14 protein-coding genes are annotated in these 12930 nt (G+C 69.1%); 9 read left to right on the plus strand and 5 right to left on the minus strand.

The window, feature by feature from the left end; all coding sequences use genetic code 11:
• Positions 1-7: 7 nt before the first annotated feature.
• The 8 genes from ACIQJ5_RS00990 (at position 8) to ACIQJ5_RS01025 (ending at position 8257) form a co-directional block, all read left to right on the plus strand.
• Positions 8-778, plus strand: a complete 771-nt coding sequence (locus tag ACIQJ5_RS00990; RefSeq protein WP_231090896.1) for an SDR family NAD(P)-dependent oxidoreductase — start codon at positions 8-10, stop codon at positions 776-778.
• Positions 779-824: 46 nt separating this feature from the next.
• On the plus strand, positions 825-2111 hold the full coding sequence (locus ACIQJ5_RS00995; protein ID WP_402839953.1) for a M18 family aminopeptidase: 1287 nt from the start codon (positions 825-827) through the stop codon (positions 2109-2111).
• A 365-nt stretch (positions 2112-2476) separates the two neighbouring features.
• Positions 2477-4333 (plus strand): MDR family MFS transporter, encoded by a 1857-nt coding sequence (locus ACIQJ5_RS01000; RefSeq protein ID WP_402839955.1) that lies wholly within the window; start codon positions 2477-2479, stop codon positions 4331-4333.
• A gap of 81 nt (positions 4334-4414) precedes the next feature.
• Entirely contained in the window at positions 4415-5923 is a 1509-nt protein-coding gene (locus tag ACIQJ5_RS01005) for a purine-cytosine permease family protein (RefSeq protein ID WP_402839957.1), read from the plus strand.
• Positions 5920-6477 (plus strand): cysteine hydrolase family protein, encoded by a 558-nt coding sequence (locus ACIQJ5_RS01010; protein ID WP_402839960.1) that lies wholly within the window; start codon positions 5920-5922, stop codon positions 6475-6477. The genes ACIQJ5_RS01005 and ACIQJ5_RS01010 overlap by 4 nt, the downstream gene beginning before the upstream one ends.
• A 96-nt stretch (positions 6478-6573) precedes the next feature.
• Positions 6574-7209, plus strand: coding sequence for a hypothetical protein (locus tag ACIQJ5_RS01015; RefSeq protein ID WP_231090891.1), 636 nt, complete (start codon positions 6574-6576; stop codon positions 7207-7209).
• Complete coding sequence (locus ACIQJ5_RS01020) at positions 7206-7769, plus strand: hypothetical protein (RefSeq protein WP_402839964.1); 564 nt, start codon at positions 7206-7208, stop codon at positions 7767-7769. Before ACIQJ5_RS01015 ends, ACIQJ5_RS01020 begins: the two co-directional genes overlap by 4 nt.
• Entirely contained in the window at positions 7766-8257 is a 492-nt protein-coding gene (locus ACIQJ5_RS01025) for a hypothetical protein (protein WP_402839966.1), read from the plus strand. Before ACIQJ5_RS01020 ends, ACIQJ5_RS01025 begins: the two co-directional genes overlap by 4 nt.
• Here the strand turns inward: ACIQJ5_RS01025 and ACIQJ5_RS01030 are convergent.
• Positions 8141-9403: a hypothetical protein gene (locus ACIQJ5_RS01030; protein WP_402839968.1), complete on the minus strand. Its 1263-nt coding sequence runs from the start codon at positions 9401-9403 to the stop codon at positions 8141-8143. The genes ACIQJ5_RS01025 and ACIQJ5_RS01030 overlap by 117 nt on opposite strands.
• Positions 9404-9539: 136 nt before the next feature.
• Here ACIQJ5_RS01030 and ACIQJ5_RS01035 point away from each other — a divergent pair, with 136 nt between their 5' ends.
• A complete protein-coding gene (locus ACIQJ5_RS01035; protein ID WP_402839971.1) occupies positions 9540-10136 on the plus strand; it encodes a GNAT family N-acetyltransferase in 597 nt (198 codons plus the stop codon).
• Positions 10137-10138: 2 nt separating this feature from the next.
• Here the strand turns inward: ACIQJ5_RS01035 and ACIQJ5_RS01040 are convergent, their stop codons facing one another.
• The 4 genes from ACIQJ5_RS01040 to ACIQJ5_RS01055 all read right to left on the minus strand — a co-directional run bounded on the left by ACIQJ5_RS01040 (position 10139) and on the right by ACIQJ5_RS01055 (position 12927).
• The gene (locus ACIQJ5_RS01040; RefSeq protein ID WP_402839973.1) at positions 10139-10495 is read right to left on the minus strand and encodes a hypothetical protein; all 357 of its coding nucleotides are present in this window, start codon (positions 10493-10495) and stop codon (positions 10139-10141) included.
• Between the two features lie 9 nt (positions 10496-10504).
• Positions 10505-11545 carry a hypothetical protein gene (locus tag ACIQJ5_RS01045; RefSeq protein ID WP_402839976.1) on the minus strand — a complete coding sequence of 347 codons (1041 nt, stop codon included), beginning with the start codon at positions 11543-11545 and terminating at the stop codon, positions 10505-10507.
• Positions 11542-11874 carry a PadR family transcriptional regulator gene (locus ACIQJ5_RS01050; protein ID WP_402839979.1) on the minus strand — a complete coding sequence of 111 codons (333 nt, stop codon included), beginning with the start codon at positions 11872-11874 and terminating at the stop codon, positions 11542-11544. The genes ACIQJ5_RS01045 and ACIQJ5_RS01050 overlap by 4 nt, the downstream gene beginning before the upstream one ends.
• 177 nt (positions 11875-12051) lie before the next feature.
• Entirely contained in the window at positions 12052-12927 is an 876-nt protein-coding gene (locus tag ACIQJ5_RS01055) for a LysR substrate-binding domain-containing protein (RefSeq protein WP_402839982.1), read from the minus strand.
• Between the last annotated feature and the right edge of the window lie 3 nt (positions 12928-12930).

Consider the following 12930-nt stretch of genomic DNA (forward strand, 5'->3'; position numbering starts at 1 on the left):
AGGAACGATGTTCGAAGAACTGCGCGAGCGCACGGTGCTGGTGACCGGCGGCGGGTCGGGCATCGGTGCCGGGATCGTCGAGGCGTTCCTCGAACAGGGTGCCCGGGTGATCAGCGCGGACCTGTCCTTCCCCGAGGGCCTGGCCGCGACGGCGCGGGATCGCGAATGGCGCGTGCGGCTGGACGTTTCGGATGCCGACGCTGTGGCGCGCGTGGTGACAGAGGCAACCGAGACCGTCGGGGTCATCGACACCGTCGTCACGGCAGCGGGGACCTCCACCATGGACTTCGCCGTGGACACGGCAGAGGCCGACTGGGACCGCAACCTCGACGTGAACGCGAAGGGCTCCTTCCTCGTGGCCCAGGCCGTGGCGCGCATCCTGGTGCAGCGCGGGCTGCCGGGCCGCGTGGTGTTCATCTCCTCGCAGGCGGGCAAGAACGGCTACCGCGGCATGACCGCGTACGTCGCGTCCAAGCACGCGGTGCTCGGGGTCACCAAGTCCATGGCGGTGGAGCTGGCGCCGCGCGGCATCACCGTGAACGCCATCTGTCCGGGCATCATCGAGACGCCGATGAAGCATCGCGAGCGCATCGAGGGTGGCGCGCTGCGCGGCATGACGGCCGAGGAGATCGCCGCGGAAGACCGCTCTCAGGTACCCCTCGGGCGCACCGGAACGGTGAAGGACGTTGCCGGCGTCGCCCTGTTCCTCGCCAGCGACCTGGCCGGTTACATGACCGGTCAGGGTATCAACGTCACGGGCGGCATGACGATGCACTGACGCTCGAGCACCCGGGGGTGCCGGGGCCGCGGCATAGGCTGGAGGCATGACCGTCACGCCCGCCGCCATCCGTCACGCCGAGGACCTCGCCGACTTCGTCGCAGCCTCACCGTCGAGCTTCCACGCCGCCGCGGAACTGGCCGGACGCCTGTTGAGCGCGGGCTTCACGCACCTCGAGGAGGGCGATGCCTGGCCGACGCAGCCCGGTGGCCGCTTCTTCATCGTGCGCGATGGCGCGCTGATCGCGTGGATCGTTCCCACGGGGGCCACGGCGACCACGGCCGTGCACGTCCTGGGCGCGCACAACGACTCCCCGGGCCTCAAGCTCAAGCCGAAGCCCACCACGGGGTCGCGCGGCTGGCTGCAGATCGGCGTGGAGGTGTACGGCGGTCCGCTGCTGAACTCCTGGCTGGATCGGGAGTTGCGTCTGGCCGGACGTCTGGCGATGGCCGACGGCTCCGTCGTGCTGGCGGACTCCGGGCCGCTGCTGCGCCTGCCTCAGCTGGCCATTCACCTGGATCGTCAGCAGAACGACGGGCTCTCCCTCGACAAGCAGACCGGCACCCAGCCGGTCTGGGGTCTCGGCGACCCCGCCCAGGAGGACATCCTCGCGGTGATGGCGGCATCCGCCGGTGTCGAGGCGGCAGACATCCGCGGTTTCGATCTGATCACCGCTGACAGCGCGCGCGGCGTCGTGTTCGGCAAGGACGACGCCTTCTTCGCCAGCGGGCGCCTGGACGATCTCGCCTCGGTCCACGCCGCCGTGGTGGCCCTCATCGAGGCCGCGGACGGGTTCGACGGTGAGCACATCGCGATGCTCGCAGCCTTCGACCACGAGGAGATCGGCTCCGAGACCCGCTCCGGTGCGGCGGGTCCCATCCTCGCCGACGTGATCGCGCGGGTGCGCGACGGCCTCGGCGCCGACGCGCAGGACGCCCATCGCGCCATGGCATCGTCGTGGTGCCTCTCCAGCGATGTCGGCCACTCCGTGCACCCCAACTTCGCGGGACGTCACGACCCGGTCGTCCAGCCGCTGCTGGGCTCCGGCCCCATCCTCAAGATCAACGCGAACCAGCGCTACGCCACCGACGCCGTCGGCGCCGCCGCCTGGGCCGGCTGGTGCGAGGCCGCGGGAGTGACGTCGCAGGAGTTCGTCTCCAACAACGACGTCCCGTGCGGCTCGACCATCGGTCCGATCACCGCGGGCCGCCTCGGCATCCGCACGGTGGACGTCGGCATCCCGATCCTGTCGATGCACTCCGCACGGGAGCTGGCCGGCGTTGCCGACCTGCACGCCCTCTCCCGCGTCGCGGGGACTTTCTTCACGTCCTGAACCCAGCCTCCGGTTCGGCCTGGGGTCCCGTCGTCGCTCGCCGCCGCCGTCGCCGCTCAGAATGTGTCGCCGGGGGACAGTGCCGGCGCAGTTATTGAGACCAGCCGAGGCGTGGGGCGGCGAAGATGAGGGGCGGCGAAACAAGGGGCGGCGAAACAAGGGGCGGCGAAAGAACAGGCAGCGAAGGGGGCATCCCTGGGGAAAGCTATGGGTTCGCCATGTGGTTGACCCCGTCAACTTGTGCTGCACGGCCCGGGAGGAGCACCATTCTCCTTTGGGTTTCGCATCGACAAGCGGCCCGGGGGAGAAGTATGAGCACGACGGCGACAGCGGTCGACACGGGGAACGGGTCCGGGACGCCCGTGATGAGTCATCGGCAGATCCTGCTGGTGATCTACGGACTGATGGCGGGGATGTTCCTCAGTTCGCTGGATCAGACGATCGTCGGCACGGCGATCCGCACCATCGGCGACGACCTGCACGGACTCGATCAGCAGGCGTGGGTGACCACGGCGTACCTGATCACCTCGACCATCACGGTTCCCATCTACGGCAAGCTCTCCGACATCTTCGGACGCCGCCCGCTGTACTTGTTCGGCATCGTCGTCTTCATCGTCGGCTCCCTGCTGTCCAGCTTCTCGACGTCGATGATCATGCTCGCGGGGTTCCGCGCCTTCCAGGGCCTCGGTGCGGGTGCGCTGATGTCACTGCCGCTGGCCATCATGGGGGATATCCTCGCCCCGCGCGAGCGCGCCAAGTACCAGGGCTACTTCCTGGCCGTCTTCGCGGTGTCCTCCGTGATCGGCCCATTGGTGGGCGGCGTCTTCGCGGGTGCCTCGGAGATCCTCTGGGTGACCGGCTGGCGGTGGGTGTTCCTCATCAACGTCCCGATCGGCATCATCGCCCTCGTGATGGTGTGGACGTTCCTGCATCTGCCGAAGCTCCACGACCAGGCCAAGCCCCGCATCGACTGGTGGGGTGCGGCGGCCGTGATCATCACGCTGGTCCCGCTGCTGCTGGTGGCCGAACAGGGGCGCGAGTGGGGCTGGGGATCGGTCGCCGCGCTGGCTTGCTACGGGATCGGCGCCGCGGGACTCGTCGCGTTCCTGCTGATCGAGCGTGCGATGGGCTCGGACGCGATCATTCCGCTGCGCCTGTTCCGCTCCGGCGCGTTCACGATGTCGACCGTGCTGGGCTTCCTCGTCGGCTTCGGCATGTTCGGCGCGATGCTCACCCTCCCGCTCTATCTGCAGATCGTCACGGGGCTCACGCCCACCGAATCCGGTCTCGCCATGCTGCCGATGGTCCTCGGTCTGATGATCTCCTCCGTGGCCACCGGCCAGATCATCGCGAAGACCGGCAGGTACGGCATCTTCCCCGTCACCGGGACACTGATCGTCGCACTCGGCTACGTGATCTACACCTTCCTGCACTGGGACACCCCGTTCTGGTACCTGTGCATCGGGATGTTCGTCACCGGTCTCGGATTCGGCCAGCTCATGCAGTCGCTCACCCTGGCGACCCAGAGCGCGGTGGAGGCACGCGACATGGGCGTCGCCACGAGCGCGTCCCAGTTCTTCCGGCAGATCGGCGGGACCCTGGGCACCGCCGTGCTGCTGTCCGTGCTGTTCACCGCCATGGGACCGAACATCACGACGGCGATGGGCGACAAGGCAGATCTCACCGCCGGCCTCGACGCGGCGCTCGATCCCGCGGTGGCGGGTGCGGCGAACAACGCCGGCGTGATGGAGCAGATCTGGACGCCGATCGTCGACCCGATCCGTGCGAGCGCACCCGGCGTCGACTGGGCCAACGCGGATCAGCGAGCCGCCGTGGTGGAGAAGGCGGTGCCCACCATCATCGACCGCCTCGAATCGGGCGACGGCACGCAGGGAGCGTCCAGCGACGCCACGAGCGACACGTCGTTCCTGATGGGCGCCGATCCGGTGCTGGCGAAGCCGTTCCTCGTCGGGTTCACGAGGTCTGCGGTCACGGTGTACTGGGTGGGGCTCGCCGCGATGGCGCTCGCGTTCATCCTGTCGCTGTTCTTCCGGCCGCCGCCGCTTCGCCAGCGCTCCGCCCTCCAGGAGGCCGCAGACGATGCGGCGGCCGCCGCCGGGGGTGCCGACGCGGAACTGGAGGTCTCGGCGACGATCGCGTCCGAGACGCCGCCCCGCACGCGCCGGGAACTGCGGGAGCGACGGGAGGCCCCGCCCGCTTGAGCGTGGCCCGATCGCGCCATTATGACGCGATTGGGTCACGACCCCGGAAACTGCGCAATCGGGGCCGGGGATTCTGCCAGGATGTGTGACACCACCCCTTTATTCGGCGAGCCTCGGAGGCAGGTCGTGTCAACAGAAGCAGTGCAGTCCACCCTGATCGAACGCAACGGAATCGACCTGGTTCCAGAGGCGGAACGCACCGCGAAGCCCCGCGATCTGTTCTGGCCCTGGTTCGCCGCGAACGTGTCCGTGCTGGGCATGGGCTACGGGGCCTGGATCCTCGGATTCGGCATCTCGTTCTGGCAGGCGACGCTCGTCGCCATCGTCGGAATCGTGTTCTCGTTCTTCCTGTGCGGCGTGATCGCGATCGCAGGAAAGCGTGGGTCGGTGCCCACGATGGTGCTCTCACGCGCCGCTTTCGGCGTGCAGGGGCAGAAGCTCCCGGGGATCATCTCCTGGATCACGTCGATTGGCTGGGAGACGGTCCTCGCCATCACGGCGGTTCTCGCCACCGGCACCGTCTTTCGCCAGCTGGGCTGGTCCACCGATGGCACGGGCGGCGTGGTGGTCAACATCGTCGCCACCGTGGTCGTCGCCGCGCTCATCATCGGTGCTGCGGTGCTCGGGTATCACACGATCATGAAGCTGCAGTCGATCCTCACCTGGATCACCGGCATCATGACGGTGATCTTCCTCGTGCTCACGTTCGGGTACATCGACTGGGGAACGGCGTTCAGCCACCCGGACGGCAACCTCGCCCAGATGATCGGTGCGCTCGTGTTCACGATGACCGGCTTCGGGCTCGGCTGGATCAACATCGCGGCCGACTGGACGCGCTATCAGAAGCGCGAGACGCCCGGCAGCAAGATCGTCGCCTGGAACACGTTCGGCGGATCCGTCGCGCCCATCATCCTCGTCGTCTTCGGCCTGCTGCTCGTCGCCTCGAACAAGACGGTCACCATCGCTGGTGAAGAGGTGGGTCTGGCCGACGCCATCAACAGCGACCCCATCGGCGCGCTCGCCTCGATCCTGCCCGTCTGGCTGTTGTTCCCGTTCCTCATCGTCGCGATCCTCACGCAGGTCTCCGGCGCGGTCCTGGGCATCTACTCGTCCGGCCTCACGCTGCTGAGCCTCGGCATCAAGATCCCGCGCCCGACCGCCGCAGCGATCGACGGGGTGATCCTCACGGTTGGAACCATCGCGGTGGTCTTCTTCGCACAGGACTTCATCGGCCCGTTCCAGACCTTCCTCACCACGCTCGGCGTTCCGCTGGCGGCGTGGGCGGGCATCCTCATCGCCGACATCCTGCTGCGACGCAAGGACTACGACACCGAGGCGCTGTTCGACGGCCGCGGCCGATACGGTTCGGTGAACTGGACGGCGATCGTCATCTTCGTCGTGGCCATCGCCGTCGGCTGGGGCTTCGTGGTGAGTTCCCTCTTCACCTGGCAGGGCTACTTCCTGACGATGTTCGGTTGGCTGGATGACTGGGGCTACGCGAACCTCGGCGTGCTGTTCGCGCTGGTGATCGGCTTCATCGCCACCCTCGTCCTCTCGAAGGGCGCCGTGAGCCGACAGGAGCTCGCATGAGCACGCCCGACGACGCCTGGCTCGTCGTCATCGATCCGCAGGCGATCTTCGCGTCGCCGGATTCGGACTGGGGCTCGCCGTTCTTCGCGGCGGCGATGCCCCGGATCCGGGAGCTGGCCGACGCCTTCGGTCCCGAGCGGACCATCGTCACCCGCTGGCTGCCCACGGCCGATCGCGCGTCCTCCTGGGGTGCCTACTTCCAGGCGTGGCCGTTCGCCGACCAGCCCGCCTCGGACCCGCTGTTCGCGCTGGTGCCCGAAGCGGAGGGGCTGACCGCGCTACCGACGCTGGATCTGCCGACGTTCGGCAAGTATGGGCCCGAGCTGGAGGCGATCACCGGTGTGGCACCCCGGCTGGTGCTGGCGGGCGTGTCGACGGACTGCTGCGTCGTGTCCACGGCGCTCGCGGCCGCCGACGCCGGAGCCTGGGTCACGATCGCCGTCGACGCGTGCGCCGCGTCCACGGCCGAGAACGGTGCCGCCGCGCTCGCGGTCATGTCGCTGTACCCGCCGCAGGTGTCGCTGACCGATACCCCGACGATTCTCGGTGCCTGATCGATGGGAGATGAAAAACGCTCCGCGGACGATGGTCTGCGGAGCGTTTTCCATCTCTGCTCGCTCGGGCTTGAACCCTCGGAATAGGGTGAGTGCGTGATCGACGCACGCGGAGCTGGACGACGAGCGCTCGATGCCGCCCGTCGCGCGGCTCCGGCGTGGGTCGCGGCGGGCATCCTGCTCGTCGTGGGCGCCGTGCTCGCCGCGACCGGCGCCTTCACCACGGCCGTGCACGAGCCGGAGCGTCTGACGGTGGGCGACGAGGTGCGCCTGTCGACCTATACGGTGTCCGTGCGCGACGTCGAACTGGCCGACGCCGTCGAAGACCAGCACGTCGAGGCCGACCCCGGTGAGACGCTCCTGCTGGTGACGGTGCGGCTCGAGAACCTCACGGATCGGGCGGTCGGGGTCGGTACGACGGCGGATCGCATCACCTCCCGGCTGGTGAACGCGACCCAGGCACTGCTGGCGCTGTCCGGGGTCGACGATCTCGAGAGCGCACGAATCTGGCACGACGAGACGTCGGTGCGTTCGCCGTTGCTGCAACCCGATGTCCCGGCCGACATCACGCTCGCCTGGCGGATTCCTACCGCGGCTCTCGACGCGGAAGACATCGCTCTCGACGTGTACGACGCGAAGGTGCGCACCGGGAAGATCATCCTCTCCTCGGACGTGGTGACCTGGAGACGGGGCGAGCACGTCGCCCGCATCGATCTGGGGCTCGGCGGATGAGAACGGCCCTCGTCTGGATCACCGGCGCGGCGCTCGTCATCGCGGCCGGCGTCGTCACCGTGGTCACCCCCGACCCCGATGCGCAGGTCGATGCCTTCCTCGTCCACGGGGCGGTGCACGAGACGATCGGCTCGCGGAACCTCACCGTCCGGGTCGAGGATGTGCGCTTCGCCGATCGGATCACGGTCTCCGAGGATGACGACTGGACGGCCGAGGGGAACTGGCTGGTGGTGGACCTGTCGGCTGCCGCGACGCGGACGGAGGTCGACGCCACCATACGCCTGATCAAGCTGATCGTCGACGGCCGGGACTTCATCGCGAGCGAGCGGCCATCGACCTCGCTGGTCGGCGCCGATCTGCGTGTCGGGCTGGAGACCCGGGGGATGGTGGCCTTCGAGCTGCCCGCGGACCTTGCCGCGGAGACGGCGGAGCTGAGGTTGTCGCTGCCGTACAGCACCCCGCATCTGGACGACGTGATCGTGGTGCCTCTCGACCTCGGCCGAGCACCGCGGGAGGGCGTCATCGACATCGTCGAGCCGACCACACCGGAGGTGCCATGAGCTGGGTGCGCACCCAACGCGTCGCGCTGATCGCCCTGCTGTGCAGCGCGCTCGCCACCGCCGGCGTCTACCTCTGGCTGGACGTGCTGCCGGTCGCCGAGGCCGGTGACGAGACGATCGTCACCGCGTCCGACGGAGCGGCTGCGGTCGCGGGCCAGGAACTCGTCCTGGGCGAGGTCCGCTGGAATGAGTTCCCGGCACCCGCGGGCTCGCGATCGCTGAGCATCCGGATGCGGTCCTCCGGGGGGCCGGACGCCGCCATCTGCGGCACCGTCACCCTGTCCGAGCAGCATGGAGAGCGCACATGGCTCGATGCCGACGATCTGATCGACATTCCCTCTGAGGACGGGGAGCCGTACTGCATTTCGGAGTCAGCCCCGTACGACATCGTCTCCGTGTTCGCCCTCCCCGCCGATGCCGACGGGCCGTTCTACCTCGACATCGCCGGCGAGGACCACCGCGTCGCGCGGTTCCTCATCGAACCCTGATCCCGAGTCGAGGCCGGCCGAGGGGCGGGCGATCACCACGTCGTAGCAGGTTGCCAGCAGCGCCACCCGCAGTGGCTCGGCGATGGCAGCGACACCCACCAGGATGACGGGCAGATACGCCTCCCAGAACGTCTCGTCCTGTCCGCCGATCAGCTCCAGCACGGCTCGTCCTCCCACACGATCCAGCAGGATCCACAGCGCGTACGCGAGCGCGGTCGCCCCGAAGAGCGCGGGTCCGCCCCGCCAGATGACGGCTGCCGCAGCCCACAGACTCTCCAGGCGCATGATGACGGGCCGTGCGATGGATCGCAGGGTGCCGCGCATCGTCCGCCCGCTCCAACGGCCGAGCTTCGTCTCGGTCTCGAACGATGTGCCGTAGATCACGCCGACGACGATGAGCCAGGCGGCGGGCACGACGATCGCCGCGATCACGATGCCCAGTGCCCAGCTGGCGCCCTCCCACAGGCCGGCGATCGGTGGCAGGTGCGCGGCGAACCAGTCCCCGATGCCGCGTAGCCAATCAGCACCGGTGCGATGCGACAGCCATTCGCGCACGCCACCCCACCACTGGGCCACCAGGGTGAACAGCATGAAGGTCCACAGCACCTCGGCGTACACGGCGACCAGACGCAGCCCGGTCCCGAGCCGGGCTTCATGGCGGGCGAGCACGATGCGAAGAACGAGGGCGATGACGAGCACGGTGACCGGAAGCGGGCCGGCCGCGATCATCCCTCCACGATCGCCGAGCGCCTCCGTGCCGTAGCCGGACTCGGCGAACGCGATGGCGTTGGCGATGCGGAGGAAAGCGTCCCGGTCGGCGTCGAGCATGCCCCAGGCCTCGTAGAAAGCGAAGAACGGCAGGATCGAGACGAGCACGGCGTGGGCGAAGTCGCGCCGGCTGAGGCCATCCGATGCCGCGTGCGGCAGGGAGGGCCGCACGGCGAGGTACATCGCGACGTACGACACCATGCGCGCCGCGACGGCGAGCGGGAGGATCAGCAGTCCGCCGAGGGTCGTGTACCCGCCGACCGTGCCTGCCAGTTGCAGCAGCAGACGGTGCACGACCTCGCCGCTGAGGTACCAGGCCATCAGGGCGGGCCAGTGCGCCGCCACGACGCGCCCGAACGTGCGGAAGGCCTGCTTCATGCCTCTCACGGTAGCGTTTCGGTCCCGCTGACGGTGGTGGGGGCGGACGAGAGATCGAAAACGCTCGCGAACGGCGAGCTGCGGAGCCCTTTTCATCATGCCGAGGGGTGTCCGAGGGCCGTGGGAGGATCGGCGCATGACGCAGGAGCTGGCGCAGGCATGGGTTCGGGGGTGGGCCACGTCGCGGGGCGCCGCAGTCCGCCGCGAGGGAGACGCGTGGCACGTCGCGGTGCATGCGACGACGCGCGATGAGGAGTACGTGCTGATCGAACCGTCGCCGGCACAGATCGAGCGGACGCGCACACTGGTCACCGGTCCGCGTATCTGGCTCACGGTCCTCGGGGTGCACGAGGGGGCCATCGAGGGCTGGGAGGTGCAGTCACGGGTGGAGACGCTGATGGACGCGTCGCTGCGGGCGGGCACACTGCCCGCGGACGTCACCATCGAGGTCTTGGACGAGGTCGCCCATGCGGCGATCATGCTCGACGGCGTCGTCACTGCACGCGGGCAGGTCGCGCTCGCCGGGGAGGTGGCGGTGCTGGATCGCATCGAGACTCACCCCGACCACCGGCGTCAGGGACGGGGCCGGCTCATCGTCGAAGCGCTTCAGGCCTGGGCTCACGAGCGCGGCGCGCGTCACGGCGTGCTGCTGGCGTCGCCCGACGGCCGGGCCCTGTACTCCGCTCTCGGCTGGCACGACACCATGCCGGCGGCGACGTTCGTGCGTCGCTGAACTCAGTTTCCCCGGAGTCGGCGCAGACCGACCACCAGCAGCCAGATGCCGATGGGCAGCGGCGACACGATGGCGAACACGAGCAGCGCATGCCAGGCCACCAGGTTCTGTCCGCTGAGCACGGGAATGAGCGCGGCGATCACCGCGGCGGCGGCGGGGGCCAGCGTGACGATGAGCTTCTGCGTCCGGGTCCACACCGGCGACAGCCACATCATGATGACACCCGCCACCCAGCCGAGGACCGGCACGAGATAGCTGCCGACGGCGATCGCGAGCCCGATGGCGATGACCATCGACGGCGTCGCGAGGCTGTCGCGTCCGTAGAGGCGGCCCGAGGGCACCGGCTTCTCAGCTGTCATGATCACCCATCATGCTCGAACCGGGGCCTGCTGTGCACGGCGGCTGCGCTGGATCTCGATGAGCAGCCAGGCGGCGACCAGTGTTGCGGCGGCGGGCAGGACTGGCCACAGCGCCAGAGGAACGTTCCACTGCAGCAGCAGCGGCTGGTCGAGCATCGGGTTCGGGACCTGGAAGCTGCCGGTGGGATCGTCGACGATCCCCGGCGCCTGCGTCGCGACGACAGCGCTCGCGACGATCGCGGCGGTGGCCGCTGAGATCGGGACGATGACGGCAAGCACCTTCTGCCATCGTCGCCACACCCCAGATGCACAGACCATCGCGACCCCGGCGAACCACCCGATCACCGGGAGCACGAAACCGCCGAGGGCGAGCACGAGGGCGGATGCCGTTGCGAAGCCGGTCGATGCGGGCTCGAGCCTTCCGATGCGCATGAGTCCCCGGACGAGCAACCAGATCGCCATTCCCGACGCGGCGAGCGGCAGCACGATCCAAGCTGAGACGACCGCGCTCCAGAAAATGTCGTAGGCGGCCGGGAAAAGCGGGTTTGGTTCTTCGGTATAGGTCGCATAGCGATGAGGGATGCCGGTCGCGGCGCCGACGGCGGCGGACAGGCCGAACCCGAGCACGATGGTGCATACGGCGAGGGGGATCAGCGTGGCAGCCCACTTCTCGCTGCGGCGCCAGATCGGCGAGACCCACAGCATCACGACCCCGCCGATCCACCCGATCACCGGGATCACGAACCCGGCCAGGGCAAACACCGCGAGGGCGGACAGGAGATAGGCGAGGGAGGAGGTGCCCGTGCGGGGGAGGGGAGCTGGACCCACGGCCGCCACGTCGGCGAGCGCGCCGCGCGCGGACGCGGCGACGAACGCGGGGTCGCCGAGCTCGGTGATGTGCGCACGTGCGGCGGCATCATCCAGACCCTGCAGCGACTCCGCGATGCCGTCGCGGAGTTCCGCCGCCGTGGCAGGATCCACACCGGCGAGGGCCTGATCCAGCTCTCGCAGGTAGTCGCGCGCCGGTGGCGTCAGCTGTGCTTCGGTCATCGTGTGCTCCCATCGATCATGTTCCCCACCGCACGGGTGAAGGGACCCCACTGCGCACGGAAGGCGTCGAGCTCCTGCCGCCCGGCGTCGGTGAGTCGGTAGTACTTGCGAACAGGGCCGGCGTCGGACGCCTGCTCGTAGGTGGCCACCACGCCGCGCTCGCGCAGGCGCGAGAGCACGGGGTAGAGCGTGCCGATGCTGGCGATCAGCCCGGGACCTGTCAGTTCCTCCGCGAGTTGCCAGCCGTACATCGGCTCGCGCGCGAGGAGGCCGAGGATGCAGTGCTCCACCACGCCCTTGCGCAGCTGCGCTCCGATGTCAGGTGTCATGCATCGCAAGCTACCTTGTGATGCAAGAGTCCGCAACCCGGGTAGCGCCCGGTGCTAGGCGGCTCCAGTGTTCTCGTGCCGTGAGTTCAGGAGCATGTGCCGGATTCATGAGACTTCTCGCGGATGGGTCATTGTCTGGGTGCATGGTCCTGGACTCGCCGCATCATCAGCGCCGGCTCAGATGGCGGCGGCGAGCGCCTCGCGCACGGCGCGGACGGCCGGACGCTGCGCGGCGGCACGGCGGGCGGCGGAGAAGACGACGCGTTCGGGTGCACCGGGAAGATCGCGAAGCTGGACGGACGGTTGCTCACCCGCCCACACCAGATCCGGGAGCAGACCCACCGCATGCCCCGATCGGATGAGCCGGATGTGCGCCATCAGATCGGCGGTCTCGAAACGCACGTCGGGCTCGAACCCCGCGGCTCGGCACACTTGCAGTGCCCACTGGCGCGATGCCGTGTCGGCCGGCTCCAGCACCCAGGGACGGTCCGCCAGCTCGGCGAGGGTGCGGGCGGGATCGTCCGGCCCGAGCGCTGCGCGGATGGTGTCGTGCGCGAACGCGACGTGATCGAGGTCGGGCAGACGCGGGCGCAGGTACCCGGGATACTCCTCGGCGATCGCGAGGTCGAAGCCGCGAGCCGCCACCTCGAACAGCCCCTCCTCCGGGGCTCGCTCGCTCACCTCCACGCGCAGGTCCGGATGGGCCTCCGCCAGCCACGTGAGTGCGGTGGGCAGCACGGCGTGCGCCGCCGACTGGAACACGGCGATGCGCACGGTTCCGCCCACTCCGGACACCGGGCGGGTGAGGTCGTCCTGCGCCTCGGCGAGCCGGTCCAGGATCGCCTCCGCATGCTCCACCAGCACCCATGCCTGCGGTGTCAGCCGCACGCGCCTGCCCGACTGCTCCAGGAGGGGGACTCCGGCCTCGCTCTCCAGGACCTTGAGCTGCTCGGACACCGACGACGGGCTGTAGCTGAGCGCCTCGGCTACGGCAGCGAGCGTGCCTCTGCGGCTCAGCTCCACCAGCAGGCGCAGCCGTCTCAGATCGAGCATGTG

The sequence above is a fragment of the Microbacterium sp. GXS0129 genome (assembly GCF_044769785.1).
GTDB lineage: Bacteria > Actinomycetota > Actinomycetes > Actinomycetales > Microbacteriaceae > Microbacterium > Microbacterium nymphoidis.